The sequence below is a fragment of the Nostoc paludosum FACHB-159 genome (assembly GCF_014698835.1).
Lineage (GTDB): Bacteria > Cyanobacteriota > Cyanobacteriia > Cyanobacteriales > Nostocaceae > Nostoc > Nostoc paludosum.
This window is the reverse complement of the sequence record NZ_JACJTU010000024.1, coordinates 1-19,054: the sequence shown is the minus strand read 5'-3', so window position 1 is coordinate 19,054 and position 19,054 is coordinate 1. Positions and strand designations below refer to the sequence as shown.

The window sequence follows — 19,054 nt, the reverse complement described above, 5'->3', positions numbered from 1 at the left end:
CCTTGCCTACATTTATTTTTTGTTTCAATCCCTAATAGGGAGTTTAGTTAATTGCAATATCAACGTAACCAAGATTTTGTTGCTTTTCCCTGTGTTTCAATCCCTAATAGGGAGTTTAGTTAATTGCAATCTGAATTAATCAAGGCGGGAGCTAAAGTCGCCACTGTTTCAATCCCTAATAGGGAGTTTAGTTAATTGCAATCTTAGCCCTTTCGGAGTCACAGACCTTGCAAGTAGTTTCAATCCCTAATAGGGAGTTTAGTTAATTGCAATATTCCCATCAGCATTAGCTTTGCTTGTGGGGCAGTTGTTTCAATCCCTAATAGGGAGTTTAGTTAATTGCAATGTAAACCGTAGGGTAAATAAAGGGGAACTAAGTAGAGACGTTTCAATCCCTAATAGGGAGTTTAGTTAATTGCAATCTGATTGGGAAATAGAGGAAGAGTTAGCCGAAGAGGTTTCAATCCCTAATAGGGAGTTTAGTTAATTGCAATTGATACCATTATCACCAGCCCTATCACTAGTCAGTTTCAATCCCTAATAGGGAGTTTAGTTAATTGCAATTCTCAGCGGGAATGTTACGAATTGAGCGAATCTCGTTTCAATCCCTAATAGGGAGTTTAGTTAATTGCAATGCGCGAGTGGGAATTACGTGTTGGGGCGCAGGTAGTTTCAATCCCTAATAGGGAGTTTAGTTAATTGCAATTAAATCTACCGTTTGTGTCAACAGCTTTATTTTCGGGTTTCAATCCCTAATAGGGAGTTTAGTTAATTGTACTGCCTGTAATACTGATGTTTGTAGCTTTGCTCACGTGTCAACAGCTTTATTTTCGGGTTTCAATCCCTAATAGGGAGTTTAGTTAATTGCAATGGCATCTGAAAGGCTTGCTGTATTTGGTTTTCAAGGTGCAGTAGCGCGAATGAGAAAATCATAACACAGGAGATAGTAATAAGACCAGATGCAAATCCCTGAAACTCAGTCTCCATAAGGTGCGCGGATGGTTCACAAGTCGTATAGTCCTCAAAACCTTGTACACATTAAGATGCAGCCATTTTTTGCTTCGTTTGATTTTCTACAGCTGCCCATCCGCGCATTTGGTAACGAAATTAGTCTAATTGATGAAGATTACCACCATTAGGATAGGCGATCGCCTACCGCTTGCACAGCTTCTAACCCTCGCCTGTGCAAGGTCTAACTTACCAAATCAGGAAAAACCTCTTGCACAGCATGATGCACTAATTTATGATTCTGCACATTCACACCTTTAGCTAAGGCTGGGTTAACTTCCAATGCCTTAATTCCCAAATTCGCTAACTGGACAACATAAGGTAATGTACTGTTATTAAGTGCCTGAGTTGCTGTCCAAGGTACGGCTCCTGGCATATTGGGAACGCCATAATGCACCACACCTTCTTCGATGTAAACTGGATTTGTGTGAGATGTAGCATGTAAGGTTTCCACACAACCGCCTTGGTCAACAGCGACATCAACTATTACCGAACCGGGATGCATTTGTTTGACTAATTCGCGGGATACTAAGGTTGGCGCTCTACGCCCCAGAACTAAAACTGCACCGATGAGTAAGTCGGCTTCTTTAACTGCGGCTTCAATATGAGCCGAGTTGCTGTAAAGGAATTCGACTCTAGAGCCAAATAAAGTTTCTAGGTAAGATAACCGCTCGACACTCACGTCTAAAATCTGGACGCTAGCACCCATCCCCACGGCAATTTTAGCTGCTTCTGTGCCGACGACACCGCCACCAAGAATTACGACTTTACCTGGTTTGACTCCAGGTACACCACCCAAAAGCACACCTCTACCGCCTTGCTGACGTTCTAGAAATCTCGCCCCAAATTGTACTGCAAGCCGACCGGCAATCACGCTCATGGGAGTCAGCAGAGGTAGTCTGTTAGCCCCTGGTTGTTCTACAGTTTCGTAGGCGATCGCACAAGTGCCACAATCAATTAAATGCTCTGTTAATTGGCGATCGGCTGCTAAATGTAAATAAGTAAATAATACTTGCCCTTTTTGCAAAAAATTATACTCAGATTTTAATGGCTCTTTGACTTTTACAACCAATTCCCGGTTCCAAGCTGCTTCTGCTGTGGGGACAATCTCTGCTCCAGCACTTATGTAGTCATCATCTGTAAATCCAGCACCATCACCTGCTTGTGTCTGGACGAAGATACTATGACCATTTTCTTGCAGCACCCGCACGCTAGAAGGACTCAAACCTACCCGAAATTCTTGATCTTTAGTTTCCTTCGGAACACCGATTTCCATATATCGCCTCTGATAATTTTTTTGTTTAACTGTAGCCTGCCAATCTCAAGCTTGCTACCGATCTATTGGAGATAGCTGTATTAGAAATAGCGATTCTCAGTCTTGAGGCTGTCAATTTAATCGAAATGGTTGCAAACTCTTACTCTTGACTATTGCTTCAGTATTTATACAATATATAAAGAATAATAACAATTTGTTAAAAAGGCGGTTGCAAGCTCCCTTCTAGGAAGCTCTGGCTGAATTGTCACCTAATCTTGGCATTTAAGCATTGCGATCGCCCGTCAACTGCCAAAATAAGCTAAAGGCTAAGGAAAAACTTAATTCCTTTACCTTTGATGCCAAGTCCGGGGAATCACTATCATTAAAATCTCTGTACATCTTTGCGTCAAAGCGTCCCTGTATCAATTCTAATGACAAATCTTCAACCGGATATGGCATTACTCCTTACCCAACCAATACCATCAAGTCTGATATTAAGTCCCGTTTGCCGAAAAGAGGTTTCTAAAAAATGACACAACCACAACCGACAATTACACCTAAACTAGAAGAGCCGAAATTTGGCTTTAACGAATATGCTGAGCGGTTGAATGGTCGAGCTGCAATGATTGGCTTTGCCTTGATGTTGGTGATTGAATACGTCACCAATCAAGGGGTGCTATCATGGCTGGGTTTGAAGTAGTGCCACCAAAAAGCACACAACTTTTAACCGTAGAGACATTGCATTGCAACGTCTCTATATACAAGGGGTGTGTGAAGTAGTCCCACCAACAAGCACACAAATTGTAAGCTAGTATTTAGAGGAGTTTCAACCAGCTGGAATAACCAGTTGGTTTTGACTTTCAAGATTGATAGCGAAACACCTCGCCCTCAATACTTTTATTAGATTTATTTGTAAATTGTTGCCGTAGAATGTAACCAAGAGAGGAATCCAAAAACCTATTACTGACTGCAATATCTGAAACTTGCGACTAGCACATGTAAGAAGCTTAATGAGTAGACTCCTCCCCTACTCAAGAAAGTCATAATTTAATTAGTTTATGCCTTCGATGAAAAAGGCAAAATATGGGTGAGGTATTCTTGGTCAATAATATACACAAAAGGTGAACTGGAACCAATCAACCTGTGATGAATGCTGTATTACCTCGTTTTTTGAAATCAACCTACCGCAAAGAACCACTAATCACTATATTGATTACGATGGGACTGGTAGATGCCCTGATTGGCGGATTGGATGATAGCTGGTCGTTGTTTGCTTTTGGTTTGGGAACGGCGGGGATAGCGCTAGGCTTAAAGTTGTGGCGTATCCAGCAGCGTCGTCCTCTACCAGAGGAGCCTATAGTACAACATTACTTACCCTCTCGTTCCTCTAGTCCACCTTTACCAATGCTAAGTGTTTCTAAGAAAAAACCACCTCTTTAGGGAATACTAAGTAGAAACGCGATTAATCGCGTCTTGAGAGAGACGCAATTAACCCAAGTCTTTCCAAGAGTTATGGGTGATAATTCATAACTCTAGAAAATTTGTTTGTATATGTTTTTTTATACCTATCACAAAAAGTGAGGAAAAATAGTGAGGAGTGAGGGAAGAGGTGGGGGTAATTCCCGGCGTTGGTATATTATCCTGGGATTTATGGTGGCTGTTGCCCTTCCAGTAACGACTTGGGAAGGGTTTTATAATCATCAGGCCGATGCTGCCATTGAATTTGCACCAAACTCCGAAACTACAAGTAACTTTGCAAATTTCCAGCTACTTTACACCCTCAAAGGACATACCGGAACTGTTAAATCTCTAGCCTTTACTCCAGATAACAGAATTCTCATCAGTGGAGGTGCGGAAAACGAAGGTATAATTCGCCTTTGGAATCCAGCAAACGGCAAAAAGTTGGGGAATGTTAGCAAAGCACACAAAACTGCCGTCGAATCTTTAGTAATGTCGCCAGATGGTCGAACTCTCGTTAGCTGTAGTACTGACAACACGATTAACCTCTGGAATCTGAAAAATTTTAAATTTAGCTTTAGCCGTTCTTTTGTCGGACATACCAGTAACGTATTATCTTTAGCCGTATCTCCAGATAGTAAAGTTTTAATTAGTGGCGCTTTAGATGGGATTCGCTTGTGGGATTTGTTACAGCAGCGCCCCCTTGGTAGTTTAGTACGCTTTAACAATTTGATTTATACGGTGGCTATTAGTCCTGATGGGCAAACTTTGGCTAGTGGCGACGATAAAGGTGTGATTAAGCTATGGAGTTTGAGTAGTGGTAAATTAATCAGTGAATCAGTAGCTCATACTAATTCTGTGACTGCCGTGGCCTTTACACCGGACGGACAAACATTAGTTAGTGCTAGCCGCGATCGCACCATTAAAGTGTGGAATGTTAATACTGGAGAATTATTCCGCACCCTTACAGGACATAATAATTGGGTAAACGCGATCGCCATTAACCCAGACGGACAAACCCTTGCTAGTGCTGGCAGAGATGGCATTAAGTTGTGGAATCTCACTTCAGGTGAGTTAATAAATACATTAAGTGGACATACAGACTGGGTAAGTGCGATCGCTTTTAGCCCAAATGGGCGAATATTAGCCAGTGGTGGATTCGATCAAAAAATCAAGATTTGGGGAATCCCAGTCAAACGTAAGTAACAATTTATTAAACTCCGATATCAAAGTTCATATCGAAAAATTTACCTTCACAGCGATATATAGCGGTAGTTACATAGGTTAGGACATTTTAAAAACTTGAATGCCAGACATAGTAAGACTTTTACCTCCTGCCTTCTATCTCCTGCCTCCTGCTATATTACTGGATCGAAAAACCAGCCATCAATATCCTAAGACAATCAATTTCTCAAAATAATAATAGCGCTTACTCAACTAGAGGTAAGCGCTACTCTTTTAATTTAATTCAGGGAGAAAATATAGTTATAGCAGTCGCCAGCTAGATTAGGACATAAGTGATACGTAACGCCGACACTAACAGACTTTTAAGGTTATTACCTCTTACCTGTTACCTGCTATCAATTCCCTGATTTTTACTATTAATTAATTACAATTTAATTCCTTAGACTGCACTACGGCGAGTTAGCAAGTTCCACAAGAAAACTGCGACAATCGCACCAAGAACTGCTACTAAAACCCCGGTTAAGCTGAGAGTTGGAGCCGCTAGAGCCAAGGTTCCTGTACTGAAGAATACGCCCAGACTGCCACCAACGAAAGCACCAATAATTCCTAATAATATTGTTCCTAAGATTCCGCCGCCTTGATGACCAGGATAGATGGCCTTCGCAATAGCACCAGCAATTAAACCTAAAACAATCCAAGCAAGAATATTCATTGTTGTTTACTTGATAAACGTTTTTCACTGACAAATACACAATAACAATCCCAACATCGATATTCACTCTCCCACCAGAACCAATTCTGAATACCCATAAGAATGAATTGTTTTTACTTCTAATGATGAAATATCCTAATTCCAATGGACAATAAATTGATAAAAACCTTCTAGTACGTCTAATACTAAAGGCTGATAAATCCATTGCTTGTAATTGCTGCATAGGCATTTATCATTACCTGTGCGCCTCTATTTTAAGAATTAAGCTAAAGTTTGAAAGCCAAATATTAATTTGATAAGGTGAAAGAGTAAATGCCTTGTAGCTGCGACCAATGTTTAAGATGTCATCAATTGGCTTGCTTCCATTTGCCACCCTTACAACGACCTTGGCACTGGCAACAATTATTTTCTATCCATCAAAAACTTTGTCACAAACACCAAGCGACGGGCGCAACACAGTTCCCCAGACAGGTTGCTTATCTGGGTATCCCGATGACACATATGGCGGTTCACGCCCAGTTACGCGCTATGAATTTGCAGCTGGCTTGAATAGATGCCTAAATCAGCTAAATCAAGTTATTCCGGCTAGGGCTGATTTAGCAACGAAGCAAGATTTGGAAATTTTGCTCAAACGACAGAGGGAATTAAACCAACAAATTCGAGAACTCAACCAGCGAGTTGATACCCTACCTGCGACAAAATAAGCATTTGACAGTAGTTGGTTTATCAAGCATTCGTTAAGCCCGTACAAAAATGGTCGGTTGTCACACACACCAGTCTGATTTTTATTAGTCAAAATATAATGGTGCGATATTATATTGCACTCTTACAAAAGCTAAATACAGAGGTAAATTATGTTTCCTTTTTGGGGTAATACCTGTTATGGAAGCGAACCCATTTCGCACAAAGCTAGCTTAGAACGGAAATTAAAATTCTTGATTTGGATGCGAGATGATTTAGAGTCCAAGCTGGCTGGTATTAATGCTTCTATTGATACCATTCGCCAGCAAATAGAACGTTCTGATAGAGTTGCATAGAACTTAGTTCTAGCAGACATTTCTACTTAAGCTGATTGAAATATTTTGTGACTGTGTGCTGTACATCGGCTGCATCATTGTGTCTTTGTGCAGCGCTCTGTCACAAACTAGCACCCAGGTTTTAGATATGAAAAATATTATCTCGACTGTTTTAAAGAACTGGTTAAAACCGCAAAAAAGCTCTGTTTTACTATTTGATTCAATTGCTGCCGCTAGTGACATTGCCCTTATGCTTAACGCTCAGTGGGATGGCTGCAATGGCGTGATTGTGACTACATGTGATGAGGTAGCTGTTAACACTGCTGCTAAACTCTTAGAAGCTACATGGTGTTATCAAGGCGCTTCAAAAGCTGTTTTACACAGACTAACAACTGATGAAATTTTACGCCGTTATGCAATAGGAGAAAGATATTTTGTTAATGCTAATTTGAGGTGTGCAGTACTTACATCGGTGAAACTGAGTGAAATTAACCTAAGTTATGCAAAGTTAAGTTGGGTAGATTTAAGTCAAGCTAATCTCAGTAAAGCTGATTTAACAGCGGCAGACCTCAGTCAAGCTAATTTAAGTGGAACTGACTTAAATAAGGCATACCTAATGAGGACAAACCTAAGTCAGGCAGACTTACAACAAGCTTCACTCAGAGGAGCTAATCTAAGCAGCGCTAACTTAACTGAAGTTAATCTAACTGGTGCAGATTTAACAGGAGCTAATTTAGCACTAGCAGATTTAAGAGGGGCAAATTTTCACCTCTGTAATTTGAGCGGGGCTAATCTAACAGGTGCGAAGTTAATTGAAAGTGACTTGGCTTTTGCTAAACAATGATTGTGGCTTTAAGCGATCGCCCTTACAAACAGATGTTTTTGTGTTGACTAAGTGATTATTATAGATACCTCAAGATAATTTTTTGATTATCAATAATACTTAGGATTCCAGCAATACCCAAACTTCAGCACTCAAAATACTTCCGAAAAATTTAATAATTTCACTAAATAAATTGATACAATTATTTATTCCAGGTCATTAATAACTTCTGTTTCTTCTTCAACTAGTAGTCCATTAACGTAAACTTTGTTGGCGATCGCAACTCCAGTCTGTATCTCTTCTGGTTTAAAGACAGCTTGTGGTTGTGCTGTACCAGATGGGGATAACGTCAACGAATAGCTAACAATGCTGACTCTGAAAATACACGCAAATAGAGCGTGCTATCTTTATCGGATAATTCTGCATTCCCCTCAGTAATCCGATGTTTATGACCTGTAGCTCCGCCTTTTGCCAAAGTTAAGTAAGGTATTTTTTATCCTTCAACCTGCTCCACAAGCAATAAAATGACATCACCTTGACGAATTGGTCGCATAGTTTTGCTTTTCTGGCATAGGTATAAACGCACTTCACTTTTGCTCTCAAGTTTGATTTAATTTTGGCACCACCTTTGGTTATGGGGCATTAGTTATTCTGCACCTTTGCGCGTCCCTGGGTATCTCCATACTTCGGCTTTGCTCAGTACAAGTCTTCCTACTTCCTTATTCCACTTGCGGAGTATTTTCAAAACTGTACTCGCCAATTATGCGCTAGATAAGTTAAAGATTGAAATAGCTGGAAATTCACATCCAGCTTTCGCCTCTCTTATACTCTGGGAAGGACTACGCCTTAACTTAGGGCGGATTTTCTCCCAAGCAGGCAGTTTGTGTGAGGATTAAATCACCGCCCTAAGCGTGACGTTTTATCTTGACAATTTGCAAAAATTACCTCAATTTGACTGTTTAGCTTAGCAGCTATTCTTTTTTTTGAAATTTCCATGTCAACTCTCGTCATCGTCGAATCTCCAACCAAAGCTCGTACCATTCGTAACTACTTGCCATCAGGCTATAAGGTAGAGGCGTCTATGGGTCATGTGCGTGACTTACCGCAGTCGGCTAGTGAAATTCCCGCGGCCGTAAAAGGAGAAAAATGGGCGCAGTTAGGGGTAAATGTGGACGCCGACTTTGAACCGGTATATGTTGTCCCGAAAGACAAAAAGAAAATTGTCACCCAGCTCAAAGATGCGCTCAAGGATGTAGATGAACTGATTCTGGCAACGGATGAAGACCGGGAAGGTGAAAGCATTAGTTGGCATTTATACCAATTGCTAAAGCCGAAAGTCCCAACTAAGCGGATGGTGTTTCACGAAATTACCCAAGATGCGATCAAAAAAGCGTTGAAGAACTGCCGCAATATCGATGAGCAGTTGGTTCGCGCCCAAGAAACGCGACGGATTTTAGACCGATTGGTGGGTTATACTTTGTCTCCGCTGCTATGGAAAAAAATCGCCTGGGGATTATCTGCTGGGCGGGTGCAGTCTGTAGCGGTACGACTTTTGGTCACTAAGGAACGCCAGCGCCGCGCTTTCCACGAAGGTACTTACTGGGATTTGAAGGCTAGTTTAGAAAAGGACAAAACTTCCTTTGCTGCCCAGTTAGTGGCGCTGGGAGGAACCAAAATAGCGAATGGCGGCGATTTTGACGCTGCAACTGGACAAATTGTCGCAGGTCGCAATGTCTTGTTGCTCAACGAAGAACAAGCTGTAGCACTCAAGGAACGCCTGACTGGAAAAACTTGGAATGTCACCGACATTGAAGAACGTCCAGTGACGCGCAAACCCGCACCACCGTTTACTACCTCAACGCTGCAACAAGAATCTAACCGGAAACTGCGCCTTTCAGCCCGCGATACGATGCGAATTGCCCAGAATTTGTACGAACAGGGGTATATTACCTATATGCGGACAGATTCGGTGCATTTGTCAGATCAGGCGATCGCAGCTGCTAGAAGTTGTGTAGAAAAACTCTACGGTCAACAATATCTCAGCCCCCAACCCCGACAATACACCACCAAATCCAAAGGCGCACAAGAGGCGCACGAAGCAATTCGTCCAGCAGGTAGTACTTTCCGCACGCCCCAAGAAACAGGTTTGGGCGGTCGGGAACTTGCTGTCTACGATTTGATTTGGAAACGTACTGTGGCTTGCCAAATGGCTGACTCTCGGCAAACCCAAATTTCCGTACAACTGCAAGTCGAAGACGCTGGTTTTCGTTCTTCTGGCAAGCGCATTGAATTTCCGGGATATTTACGCGCTTACGTTGAAGGTTCAGATGACCCAGAAGCAGCGCTGGAAGACCAAGAAGTAATTTTACCTAGTCTCAAAGTAGGCGATCGCCCCAATTGTACCGAACTCGAAGCAGTTGGTCACGAAACTCAACCCCCCGCTAGGTACACGGAAGCGACTTTAGTAAAAACCCTAGAAAGCGAAGGTATCGGTCGTCCCAGTACCTATGCCAGCATCATTGGCACCATCATCGACAAGGGTTATGCCCAACTGGTAAATAACGCCCTTATACCCACCTTCACTGCTTTCGCCGTCACCGACTTGCTGGAAAAACATTTCCCCGATATCGTCGATCCCAGCTTTACCTCAAAAATGGAGCAAACCCTCGACGACATCGCCACAGGTGAAGCTAAATGGCTACCTTACCTCCAGCAATTCTATTTGGGAGACAAAGGTCTGGAAACCTTAGTCAAGGAACAGGAAAGCCAAATTGATGCCACCAAAGCCAGAACTGTAGAACTGGAAAATTTGGCAGCCAAAGTCCGTATTGGTAAATATGGCCCTTACATTGAAGTTGAAAATGGTGACGGTGTTGTCACCGCCTCAATTCCTAAAGACTTGACGCCAGCTGACCTCGACCCCAAACAGGTAGAAGTGTTATTGCGGCAAAAAACCACAGGCCCTGACCAGGTAGGACGCCATCCCGAAACTGGCGAACCAATTTATGTGAAAATTGGCGCCTATGGTCCTTATGTCCAATTAGGTGACAAGTCCGAAGAAAACCCCAAACCGAAACAAGCCTCTCTACCCAAAGGCATCACCCCAGAAAACGTTACCCTGGAAATGGCTGTTGGTCTGTTGGCGTTACCCCGGACATTAGGAACTCATCCAGTCACTGGTAGCAAAATCCAAGCAAGTTTGGGACGCTTTGGCCCCTATATCGTTCACGACCAGGGTAAGGAAGGAAAAGATTACCGCTCCCTCAAAGCTGCTGATAATGTATTGACAATTACCCTAGAACGTGCTTTGGAATTGCTATCAGAGCCAAAAAAGGGACGCAGTTCCACCAACAGCAAGTCCAAGGCAGCTTTACGTGAATTGGGTATACATCCAGAAGACGAGGAACCAGTCAATATCTACGATGGCCCCTATGGCCCTTACATCAAGCACGGCAAAACTAATGCTAGTATCCCAGAGGGTGAATCGGTAGAAAATATAACACTAGCTACGGCCTTGGAATTGTTGGCAGCTAAAGCTTCCACAGCAAAATCCACTCGCAAAACCACTAAATCTACAACTTCTAAATCTAAGTCAACTGCCTCTAAGTCAACTGCGAAGTCATCGACGACAGCGACGAAGAAAAAAGCAGCAGAAGGTTAAGAATTTTGGATTTAAGATTTTGGATAATCTACGGAGGCAACATTGCAAAGTTGAAAATTCTCCCTGCTATTGCGTTTTTGCGTCTCCCCGCCAGATTTTAGCTCGATAAATTACCAGATCCCCTTGACTCTTGACCCTAGATACCCATCCTTGGTAGGATGCAGTTCTCTAGGTTGCAAGTGTGATACTCTAAAAAGTATGGGAAAACACAACCCTAAATTTTAGAAGTGGCTGATGTCCCAAAAACGGGATTCAGTATGAGCTACGTTAAAAGCTAGAGGTGCAAAAATACGCGATTCCCTGCGTACTTGGTTAATCAAAATTGAGGTAGTATCTCAGGAGCGGTCAGTTCATGGACTATATAGAAAAGGTGCTAGAAAAGCTTAAGGAATTAGCACGCAAGCTAATTGAGAGCCTTTTAGGGCCAGAGGCTGAGCCGGAACCGGAACTGATTCCGATTCCTGTGAACGATCGCTCACGCCGTCGCTAGTAGCCCCGAAAGTGCTAAATTCGACCTTAGAACCCTTAAGTATTCTGGCACTGCACGGGCCAAACTTAAATTTGCTAGGACAGCGAGAACCTGGAATTTATGGCTCGTTGACATTAGCAGAAATTAACCGCCTGTTAGAAGAGGAAGGACTAAAATTACAGGCGAAAGTTTTTCCCTTGCAGTCAAATCATGAAGGAATTTTAGTGGATGCTATTCATGGAGCATTGGGGCAACATCAAGGAATCTTAATTAATGCAGGGGCATATACCCATACAAGTGTGGCATTGCGAGATGCGATCGCTGGTGTTAATCTACCTACAGTAGAAGTACATCTGAGTAATATTTACCGCCGAGAAGATTTCCGCCATCATTCGTACATCGCCCCAATAGCCATCGGGCAAATAAGTGGTTTCGGCTCTCAAAGTTATTTGTTGGGCTTACAGGCACTAGTGCATCATTTAAGAAAGGGATCGAGGATGAGTCAGTCATAGGTTTTAGACTTGAGATAAAATTCTGCGATCTAAAATCTAACTTGTGTTGGAAGCGCAGCAAAAGCGCGACCAAAATCCAAAATTATATGCGTTACTCTCTTATCAGTCGGTTTAGAGGTACTTTATTGGGAGCATTCCTGGGAGGAAGTTTAACCTCTGGTGGAATACAGCCTCAAAATTACCCTGATTTTGGCAGAATGGCAATTCTCGGTATCCAGAGTTTAATTAGCTTGGGTAGATTAGATTTAGACGATTGGATAGCACGTCAGCAACAAGCTTCTCTTCATTTAGCTCCAACTGACATGATTATTGCCACACTACCAGTGGCACTTTTTTTTCACGAAAATCCAATTAAGCTACGAAAAAACTTGCTACGCGTCCTAAAAATCTGGGATGATGACCCAGTAGTCAGGGATGGAACATTAGCAGTAGGGTATGCGATCGCTCTAGCTTTGAATGAGAAACTCGACCCCCTAACCCTGATTCCCCAAACAATTTCCTTTCTTCAAGAAACGCCGACATCAATACCGAAAAAATTATTAAGAATTCAGGATTTATTAGCACAAGGGGCTGGATTAGAAAGGGTACAAGCTGAGTTTGCTGGTAAAGAAAACCTCAGTAACACTATTGCGATGGCATTTTACTGCTTTGTGAGTACATTAGAAGACTTTCGCCTTGCAGTTTTGCGAGCTACGAAAAAGGGTGATTCCAAACTGCAAGATGCTACCAATTTAATGGCACACTCTACAGGTGCAATTACAGCTGCTTTATCAGGCGCACATAACACTACAGCAGGAATTCCTCTAAATTGGCGAGTCTTGCTTCTGGAAAAGGATTCTCCAGCATCCGAACTAACAAGCTTTGACGAAATGTTAGAATTGGCCGATGCACTTGTGGCTGTGTGGTCGGGATTGTATGATAACGTTCCCCTAGATCCTAAGGAGTTAACACAGGAGGGATGTGCCCTTTCTAGGGTAGCTTTGCTTTCAGTTTACGCAGCTCCTCGTGTTATTAAGTTGCGTTAATGCTCTTTTGAGTAAACGACAGTGCGGATGCCAAAATTACAATATTAAAAGTATCCTATACTAATATTTTTCAGCAAACCCTCGACTTGATTCTGTAGCTAACTTCCGCAACCGTAGTTGCAACGTTAAATGCTGGTTGTCTAGCCCCTTTGTTCGCGTAGCCTTCCCCAAGGGTAGATTTTAACCATCCTGGAAAAATCAATGAACACTAACTTATCAAAGTCAGCAATTGCAGGCAGAGATAATGAAAACGACTGAGCCATTTTTGCACTTCTTGACCCAGCAATTGTCTTACTGGCGACGATGGTATAGATTACTACGCCGTAAGGGAAAGCTACTTAAAGGCACAAGCTATAGAAGAGAACTTGTAAGATCTGTCTTCAGAAATGTAATCTTGTTTGTCTCAAAAAGCAATGGCAAAAGCGAACACCAAAAACAAGAAAGAGCGCTAAAGTTAATGGCCAATTCAGGCACAACCCAAAGTACTATTTATACAGTTGGTTGCAACTGGATACATAGAAAGCGTTGCTTCCTCATTTTAGCGATCGCTATAGTCTCTCTCACAGGGGTAATTGGTAATAGGTTATACAATCAAACTCAAATACAAATAGGCAATCCCGCACCACAAACAATTAGAGCGCCTTATACAGATAGTATTGAAGATAAGAAAAAAACAGACGCTGAACGCAAAGCCGCCAGCAAAGGTTTTATACCAGTATTGATGATTGATGCAGAAATCAATCAAAAAATTGATGAAGATTTACAACAACTTCTCGATGATGGTAATGAAATCCGGACCATTGCAGGAACGTTTCCTTTTTTTGATACTACAGTTTTGTCTCGATCTAGCCAGCGTTACGTTCGTTCTTGCTCTAACCCAGAATGGCAAGCAGTGGTAGCGGCTCTAGAAAATCATCGAAACCAGCACCAAAAAATAACAGGACGAAGCACCGTTTCATTCCGTCCATTATCTATAGCTGCACCTAATCAAGTACCAGCCAAATATAATTCCCAGAATACCGAAGTCGAGTCAGATGAGACAAAGCCTGGTGATTTTTCTCAAAATATTGACTTTACTCAAGCAATAAAAGAACTAGAAGCTTACCAACTGACAAATTCTGAGAAAAGCTTTTCCTCACTAATTGCCCAAATTTCTCAAGCACGCCAAAAATACACTCAAGCTACTGCCAAACTTTTACAGTTAGAGAGTCTTAGTCCAGAAACAATATATGAGGAATCTCTGCTGTTAGACTTGTCGGATATGGAGTGGGAAAATACACAATTGGGAATGCATCAGAGTGCAGAGCGGATTCTCACTCAAGGCATACCCCAAGGATTGCCACAAAATATTTTACAAGATGCGGTCAGCTTACAAATCCAGACCTTTGTACCAAAAGACGCCGAACCTTTAGCAAGCAAAGTCTTATTAGCTGTACTTCAGCCAAATCTGCAAAAAGATGAAGAAAAAACCAAAGAAAAAGCTCAAAAAGCTGCTGCTGGGGTGTCACCTGTGATGGTGAATGTGCAGCGTGGTGAGGCGATCGTCAAACAAGGAGAGCAGATTAGTGCATGGGATTTTGAAGTATTGCAACATTATCACCTGATTCGCCGCCAGATTAAGTGGGTGGAATTAGTGAAGTTAGGATGCATTATTACTGTCGCCATTGGCATTTTTGTCTGGATAGAACGACATATTGATTGCCAATTGCGACAACGCGATCGCCTATTGGTGTTACTCCTCACCCTGAGTGTACCAGGAGTAATCGTCATGGGATTGCCCTACACTACCTGGAGTGCCCTTGGTTTATTGTTGGGAAGTTTCTACGGCCCGACTTTGGGGTTGACAGTTGTGGGACTACTATCGCCAATATTAGCGATCGGCTTGGATATGAGCAAAGCTGCGCTTTTAGCTGGTGTAGGCGGAGGAATATTAGGTAGTTGCATCGCCCAAAGATTGCGATCGCGTGAGGAATTGGCTCTATTGGGTGTGGCCATCGCTTTGACTCAAGGCGGTATTTACCTGATTGTGAAAGTCTTGAGTGGCCAAGTATTTGGTTCAACTTGGTATATTGTCCTCCGAGAAGCAGGGTTATTTGCTTCATCTGGCTTTGTTTGGAGTGTCATCGCTTTAGGTTTGAGTCCTTATCTAGAAAGATTTTTTGATTTAGTCACTCCCATCCGCCTAGCAGAGTTGGCGAACCCGAACCGTCCCTTATTGAAAAGACTCGCTACTGAAACTCCCGGAACTTTTCAACATACCCTGTTTGTGGCTACCCTGGCTGAAGCTGCTGCCAAACAATTAGGATGTAATGTTGAATTAGTCAGGGCTGGTGCACTATACCATGATATTGGAAAAATGCACGACCCCCTGGGATTTATTGAAAATCAAATGGGGGGGCCGAATAAACACGATACAGAAATTAAAGATCCTTGGAAGAGTGCAGAAATTATCAAAAAGCACGTAAGTGAAGGTTTGGTGATGGCGCGTAAACACCTTTTGCCCACAGCAATTCAAGCCTTCATTCCAGAACATCAGGGAACAATGCTGATTGCTTATTTTTATCACCAAGCCCAGCAAATGGCTCAAGAAGATGCAAGTTTAACGGTAAACGAAGCAGATTTTCGCTATGACGGGCCAATTCCCCAGTCACGGGAAACAGGAATTGTAATGTTGGCGGATGCTTGCGAAGCCGCGCTGCGATCGCTCGAAGCATCAGCCAAACGTCCTGTACCCCTAAAGGGAAGCAAGGTAGGCGCAAAGTCTGGTGAGGCAGAAAAAGAGCGATCGCCCAAAGATGTCTCTATCGAACAAGCTTTAACAATGCTGAACAACATTTTGCGTGCCAGATGGCAAGACAATCAACTCGTAAATTCCGGATTAACACGGGAAGAAATGTCACAAATTGCCCAGATATTTGTGGATGTTTGGCAGCAATTTAATCACAAGCGCATTGCTTATCCTAAGTTGAAGGTTAGTAGCGTCCGGAATTCGTAATTCAGATTAATTCTCACTACCTCGCACAGCAGCCAAGATAAAGTTAACTGCTGCTTGGGTATGCTGTTCAATCATTTCTGGACTCAGCAGTTCCAAATCTGGTCTAGTATGCTTGATGTTTTCGTAAGCGTTGAAATATAAATTACAAACGCCAATAATATGCAGGGTGGTGAGAAATGGATCGAGTTGACGAAAACAACCCTCTGCCATACCGCGTTCTAAAATTTTGATGAGATAGGCAAAATTTTCTTGCCAATTCCCCTGTTTAAAATACTTTCCCTGATTTTGGTTGGCTTCTTGGAACCAAAGCATCCCTCGGTGTGGGTGGGCTGCTTCGTAGGCGATCGCTTCTTTTACAAGCAGTTTCAAAGCCTCCTCTGGCGGCAACTTATCGAGATTTAACTGCTCAAACCCTTCGTGCATTTCCACTGCTGGGCGTTGCAGCACAGCTTGATATAGTCCTTCCTTGCTCTGGAAGTAGTAGTAAATCATTGCTGTGGTAACACCTGCACCTTTGGCGATCGCCTCTGTCCGCGCCCCACTCAGCCCATTTCTCGCAAACTCCGCTTCTGCCGCATCGAGAATCTGCTTTTTCGTCGCCTCTGCATCCCGCACCTGGCGAGGTTTTTTATCTGAAAGTTTTGATTGTGTTGAACGACCCACAGTACTCCATCAATTTAACGAAAATATCTTAACTAAAAAATTAGTTAGTAGTTGACACAAAAGGGAAACTTTATTAAATTAATGATTATTAACTAATTTTTTAGTTAGTTTATCTTTTGGACAATCTAGCCATGCACTAGTCGAAGTTAGCCGAGCAGTGCCCGGTACTACTTCGTCTGTTAACAAGCAAGCTTTAATTATCCCAATTGACATTCATTCATAGCAATGTAAGACAGGGAATAGCATAATTTTTAACTTTGAAAATTAACTCCTGACTATTCAATTCTCTGTTGATAAATAATTTGACAATATTTTGGAGGAAAAATGCAACCAATTTTACCTGGTGCGCCTTGGTTAATCGCGCACAAATCTACATTAAAAGTAAATAAACCTCATAAAATCACTTTAAATGGACAGGATTATGCCATTTGGCAAAATCAAAAAGGTGAAGTGTTTGCCCTTGATAATATCTGCCCGCATATGCAAGCACCTTTATCATCTGGATGGGTTTGTCAAGAAAGAGATACTATTACTTGCCCTTTTCATGCACTAGAATTTGATGGACAAGGCAGACTTTATGAGGGTGAGAAAAAAGGCACTCAGCCAATTACTCAACCATTAGAGCTAATTATTAGTAACGATTGCATCTGGACATATGGCGGATTTGAACCAAGATTACCTATCCCAGATTTGCATCAAAGGATTGTAGATGAATACGAGTTCCTTGGAGTAACTGGTGAAAAAAGTATTCACGGTGATTTTTTGAGTAATCTAATGGTTAATTACGACTATAATCACCAAAATGGTACTCATAAAGAGCTATTTAAAATCACATATTGCCATGTAAGCTCTTTTGAAGAAAAAGGATACTATGCAACAGTCAAGCAAGATTTGAAGAGAGCCAAAAACACGCTAGGAGAAATTATTCAAAATCCCGTTTTGGGCATCTTTCCTCAAAATCTAACTAACACACTCGAATATGCTTTTCCTTCCACTACAGCTTTTTTTGCAAAAACGCCTATTGGTGATATTGCTCAAATTCACATTCTCTACCCAGAAACAGAAAAAAGAACTAAGACCTTTATTTTGATGTATGCTAAAGTAAATAATCCGTTGATGAAATTTTTCTTTAAGAACTCAGTTTTACAAGCAGCAGCCACAGTCATAGAACAGGATACAGGTGCAGTCGAAAGTTTGTATCCCCGGCAAAAACCAAAAATTCGTTTGCCAAATGAAGAGGTTATGTTCTACGCTGAAAAACTCTACCGGAATTGGTAATTGTGTTTTGAACAGTTAGCCATTTGCTAACCACCATATATAAATCATAGTGAATTGGTTTTAATTTCTGAGTTTTCACTATTGAGTGCTGAATTGTTAACAAGTTTCAATAAAAACCCCTGGTAGTTAACCAGGGGTAATGCAAGTCAGTACTTTTCGCATGGAATGTATCCTACTTGAATACCATAGCAAGCCTCTAATTTGGAGATCTGCCATTTTGCCAAACAAAAAAGCCCCCAGTGGTAAGCTGAGGGTTAATTTTTTGGAATAGCGGTAATCTACAAAGTTATTATTCCCAGGTAAGTAAGCGATCGAACCAAAATACAACTAGAAATTTCCATATATGTAGGTAGCTGCGGCATATTTTAAGGTTCGTTGTTTACCTTTAAATAAGTAAAACTAATGATTAAAACTAGTTTTATAAAAGTCCCAACACTTGATTAAATTTTGTAAAGCAGTGTAAAGTACTCTCACAGGCAAAAACAAAACCGTCTGATTCATACATAAATTCAACCGCACTTATAAAACCATGACAGCAACCATTCAACGTCGCGAAAGCGCCAACGTATGGGAGCGGTTTGCAAACTGGATCACCAGCACCAACAACCGCCTCTACATCGGCTGGTTCGGCGTCCTCATGATCCCCACCTTGCTAGCCGCCACCGCCTGCTTCGTAATCGCCTTCATCGCAGCACCTCCAGTAGACATCGATGGTATCCGCGAACCAGTAGCAGGTTCCTTACTCTACGGAAACAACATCATCTCAGGTGCAGTAGTACCTTCCTCCAACGCTATCGGTTTACACTTCTACCCAATTTGGGAAGCAGCATCTCTTGATGAGTGGCTGTACAACGGCGGCCCTTACCAATTGGTAATTTTCCACTTTTTGATTGGCGTATTCTGCTACTTAGGTCGTGAGTGGGAACTATCCTACCGCTTGGGAATGCGTCCTTGGATCTGCCTAGCCTTCTCTGCACCAGTAGCAGCAGCAACC

Annotated in this window: 17 protein-coding genes, 1 pseudogene and 1 CRISPR repeat array (1 of these 19 cut by a window edge); of the genes and pseudogenes, 13 read left to right on the top strand and 5 right to left on the bottom strand. The window is 42.1% G+C overall.

Features of this window, described 5'->3' with window-relative positions; translation table 11 throughout:
- Positions 1–871: a CRISPR direct-repeat array (repeat unit 37 nt; unit sequence GTTTCAATCCCTAATAGGGAGTTTAGTTAATTGCAAT); it reaches 200 nt to the left of the window's first position.
- Positions 872–1,192: 321 nt separating this feature from the next.
- Positions 1,193–2,284: an alanine dehydrogenase gene (gene ald / locus H6H03_RS22910; RefSeq protein WP_190957371.1), complete on the bottom strand. Its 1,092-nt coding sequence runs from the start codon at positions 2,282–2,284 to the stop codon at positions 1,193–1,195.
- Positions 2,285–2,545: 261 nt separating this feature from the next.
- Positions 2,546–2,722 carry a hypothetical protein gene (locus tag H6H03_RS22905; protein ID WP_190957370.1) on the bottom strand — a complete coding sequence of 59 codons (177 nt, stop codon included), beginning with the start codon at positions 2,720–2,722 and terminating at the stop codon, positions 2,546–2,548.
- A gap of 70 nt (positions 2,723–2,792) precedes the next feature.
- Between H6H03_RS22905 and H6H03_RS22900 the strand changes: the two genes are divergently transcribed.
- The 3 genes from H6H03_RS22900 (at position 2,793) to H6H03_RS22890 (ending at position 4,927) form a co-directional block, all read left to right on the top strand.
- The gene (locus H6H03_RS22900) at positions 2,793–2,963 is read left to right on the top strand and encodes a chlorophyll a/b-binding protein (protein ID WP_190957369.1); all 171 of its coding nucleotides are present in this window, start codon (positions 2,793–2,795) and stop codon (positions 2,961–2,963) included.
- A gap of 446 nt (positions 2,964–3,409) precedes the next feature.
- A complete protein-coding gene (locus tag H6H03_RS22895; protein WP_099069769.1) occupies positions 3,410–3,703 on the top strand; it encodes a hypothetical protein in 294 nt (97 codons plus the stop codon).
- 150 nt (positions 3,704–3,853) lie between these two features.
- Positions 3,854–4,927, top strand: coding sequence for a WD40 repeat domain-containing protein (locus H6H03_RS22890; RefSeq protein WP_313931897.1), 1,074 nt, complete (start codon positions 3,854–3,856; stop codon positions 4,925–4,927).
- 418 nt (positions 4,928–5,345) lie between these two features.
- Here H6H03_RS22890 and H6H03_RS22885 read toward each other — a convergent pair whose 3' ends face one another.
- Complete coding sequence (locus H6H03_RS22885; RefSeq protein WP_190957368.1) at positions 5,346–5,618, bottom strand: GlsB/YeaQ/YmgE family stress response membrane protein; 273 nt, start codon at positions 5,616–5,618, stop codon at positions 5,346–5,348.
- 341 nt (positions 5,619–5,959) lie between these two features.
- On the opposite strand from H6H03_RS22885, the gene H6H03_RS22880 reads away from it, so the two are divergent.
- From H6H03_RS22880 to H6H03_RS22870, 3 genes are all read left to right on the top strand, one after another.
- Complete coding sequence (locus H6H03_RS22880) at positions 5,960–6,322, top strand: S-layer homology domain-containing protein (protein WP_190957367.1); 363 nt, start codon at positions 5,960–5,962, stop codon at positions 6,320–6,322.
- Positions 6,323–6,472: 150 nt separating this feature from the next.
- Positions 6,473–6,655 (top strand): hypothetical protein, encoded by a 183-nt coding sequence (locus H6H03_RS22875; protein WP_190957366.1) that lies wholly within the window; start codon positions 6,473–6,475, stop codon positions 6,653–6,655.
- Between the two features lie 127 nt (positions 6,656–6,782).
- Entirely contained in the window at positions 6,783–7,478 is a 696-nt protein-coding gene (locus H6H03_RS22870; protein ID WP_190957365.1) for a pentapeptide repeat-containing protein, read from the top strand.
- Positions 7,479–7,663: 185 nt separating this feature from the next.
- Here H6H03_RS22870 and H6H03_RS22865 read toward each other — a convergent pair whose 3' ends face one another.
- Positions 7,664–7,810 (bottom strand): hypothetical protein, encoded by a 147-nt coding sequence (locus tag H6H03_RS22865; protein WP_190957364.1) that lies wholly within the window; start codon positions 7,808–7,810, stop codon positions 7,664–7,666.
- Positions 7,811–8,451: 641 nt separating this feature from the next.
- Here H6H03_RS22865 and topA point away from each other — a divergent pair.
- The 5 genes from topA (at position 8,452) to H6H03_RS22840 (ending at position 16,119) form a co-directional block, all read left to right on the top strand.
- On the top strand, positions 8,452–11,118 hold the full coding sequence (gene topA, locus H6H03_RS22860) for a type I DNA topoisomerase (protein WP_190957363.1): 2,667 nt from the start codon (positions 8,452–8,454) through the stop codon (positions 11,116–11,118).
- 352 nt (positions 11,119–11,470) lie between these two features.
- The gene (locus tag H6H03_RS22855) at positions 11,471–11,608 is read left to right on the top strand and encodes a hypothetical protein (protein ID WP_011316929.1); all 138 of its coding nucleotides are present in this window, start codon (positions 11,471–11,473) and stop codon (positions 11,606–11,608) included.
- Positions 11,609–11,619: 11 nt separating this feature from the next.
- Positions 11,620–12,099, top strand: coding sequence for a type II 3-dehydroquinate dehydratase (gene aroQ / locus H6H03_RS22850; protein WP_190957362.1), 480 nt, complete (start codon positions 11,620–11,622; stop codon positions 12,097–12,099).
- An 86-nt stretch (positions 12,100–12,185) separates the two neighbouring features.
- Positions 12,186–13,124: an ADP-ribosylglycohydrolase family protein gene (locus H6H03_RS22845; protein ID WP_190957361.1), complete on the top strand. Its 939-nt coding sequence runs from the start codon at positions 12,186–12,188 to the stop codon at positions 13,122–13,124.
- Positions 13,125–13,368: 244 nt separating this feature from the next.
- Positions 13,369–16,119, top strand: coding sequence for an HD family phosphohydrolase (locus H6H03_RS22840; protein ID WP_190957360.1), 2,751 nt, complete (start codon positions 13,369–13,371; stop codon positions 16,117–16,119).
- Positions 16,120–16,125: 6 nt separating this feature from the next.
- Here the strand turns inward: H6H03_RS22840 and H6H03_RS22835 are convergent, their stop codons facing one another.
- Complete coding sequence (locus tag H6H03_RS22835; protein ID WP_190957359.1) at positions 16,126–16,782, bottom strand: TetR family transcriptional regulator; 657 nt, start codon at positions 16,780–16,782, stop codon at positions 16,126–16,128.
- Between the two features lie 324 nt (positions 16,783–17,106).
- Here H6H03_RS22835 and H6H03_RS22830 point away from each other — a divergent pair, with 324 nt between their 5' ends.
- On the top strand, positions 17,107–18,060 hold the full coding sequence (locus tag H6H03_RS22830; RefSeq protein ID WP_190957358.1) for a Rieske 2Fe-2S domain-containing protein: 954 nt from the start codon (positions 17,107–17,109) through the stop codon (positions 18,058–18,060).
- A 529-nt stretch (positions 18,061–18,589) separates the two neighbouring features.
- Positions 18,590–19,054: pseudogene (locus H6H03_RS22825) on the top strand (photosystem II q(b) protein); the annotation flags it as partial.

Coding starts and splice junctions, on each gene's coding strand:
- H6H03_RS22830 (WP_190957358.1), top strand. CDS start 17,107: ATGCAACCAATTTTACCTGGTGCGCCTTGGTTAATCGCGCACAAATCT.
- H6H03_RS22880 (WP_190957367.1), top strand. CDS start 5,960: ATGTCATCAATTGGCTTGCTTCCATTTGCCACCCTTACAACGACCTTG.
- H6H03_RS22840 (WP_190957360.1), top strand. CDS start 13,369: ATGAAAACGACTGAGCCATTTTTGCACTTCTTGACCCAGCAATTGTCT.
- H6H03_RS22895 (WP_099069769.1), top strand. CDS start 3,410: ATGAATGCTGTATTACCTCGTTTTTTGAAATCAACCTACCGCAAAGAA.
- H6H03_RS22855 (WP_011316929.1), top strand. CDS start 11,471: ATGGACTATATAGAAAAGGTGCTAGAAAAGCTTAAGGAATTAGCACGC.
- H6H03_RS22845 (WP_190957361.1), top strand. CDS start 12,186: ATGCGTTACTCTCTTATCAGTCGGTTTAGAGGTACTTTATTGGGAGCA.
- H6H03_RS22885 (WP_190957368.1), bottom strand. CDS start 5,618: ATGAATATTCTTGCTTGGATTGTTTTAGGTTTAATTGCTGGTGCTATT.
- H6H03_RS22875 (WP_190957366.1), top strand. CDS start 6,473: ATGTTTCCTTTTTGGGGTAATACCTGTTATGGAAGCGAACCCATTTCG.
- ald (WP_190957371.1), bottom strand. CDS start 2,284: ATGGAAATCGGTGTTCCGAAGGAAACTAAAGATCAAGAATTTCGGGTA.
- H6H03_RS22870 (WP_190957365.1), top strand. CDS start 6,783: ATGAAAAATATTATCTCGACTGTTTTAAAGAACTGGTTAAAACCGCAA.
- H6H03_RS22900 (WP_190957369.1), top strand. CDS start 2,793: ATGACACAACCACAACCGACAATTACACCTAAACTAGAAGAGCCGAAA.
- topA (WP_190957363.1), top strand. CDS start 8,452: ATGTCAACTCTCGTCATCGTCGAATCTCCAACCAAAGCTCGTACCATT.
- H6H03_RS22905 (WP_190957370.1), bottom strand. CDS start 2,722: ATGCCATATCCGGTTGAAGATTTGTCATTAGAATTGATACAGGGACGC.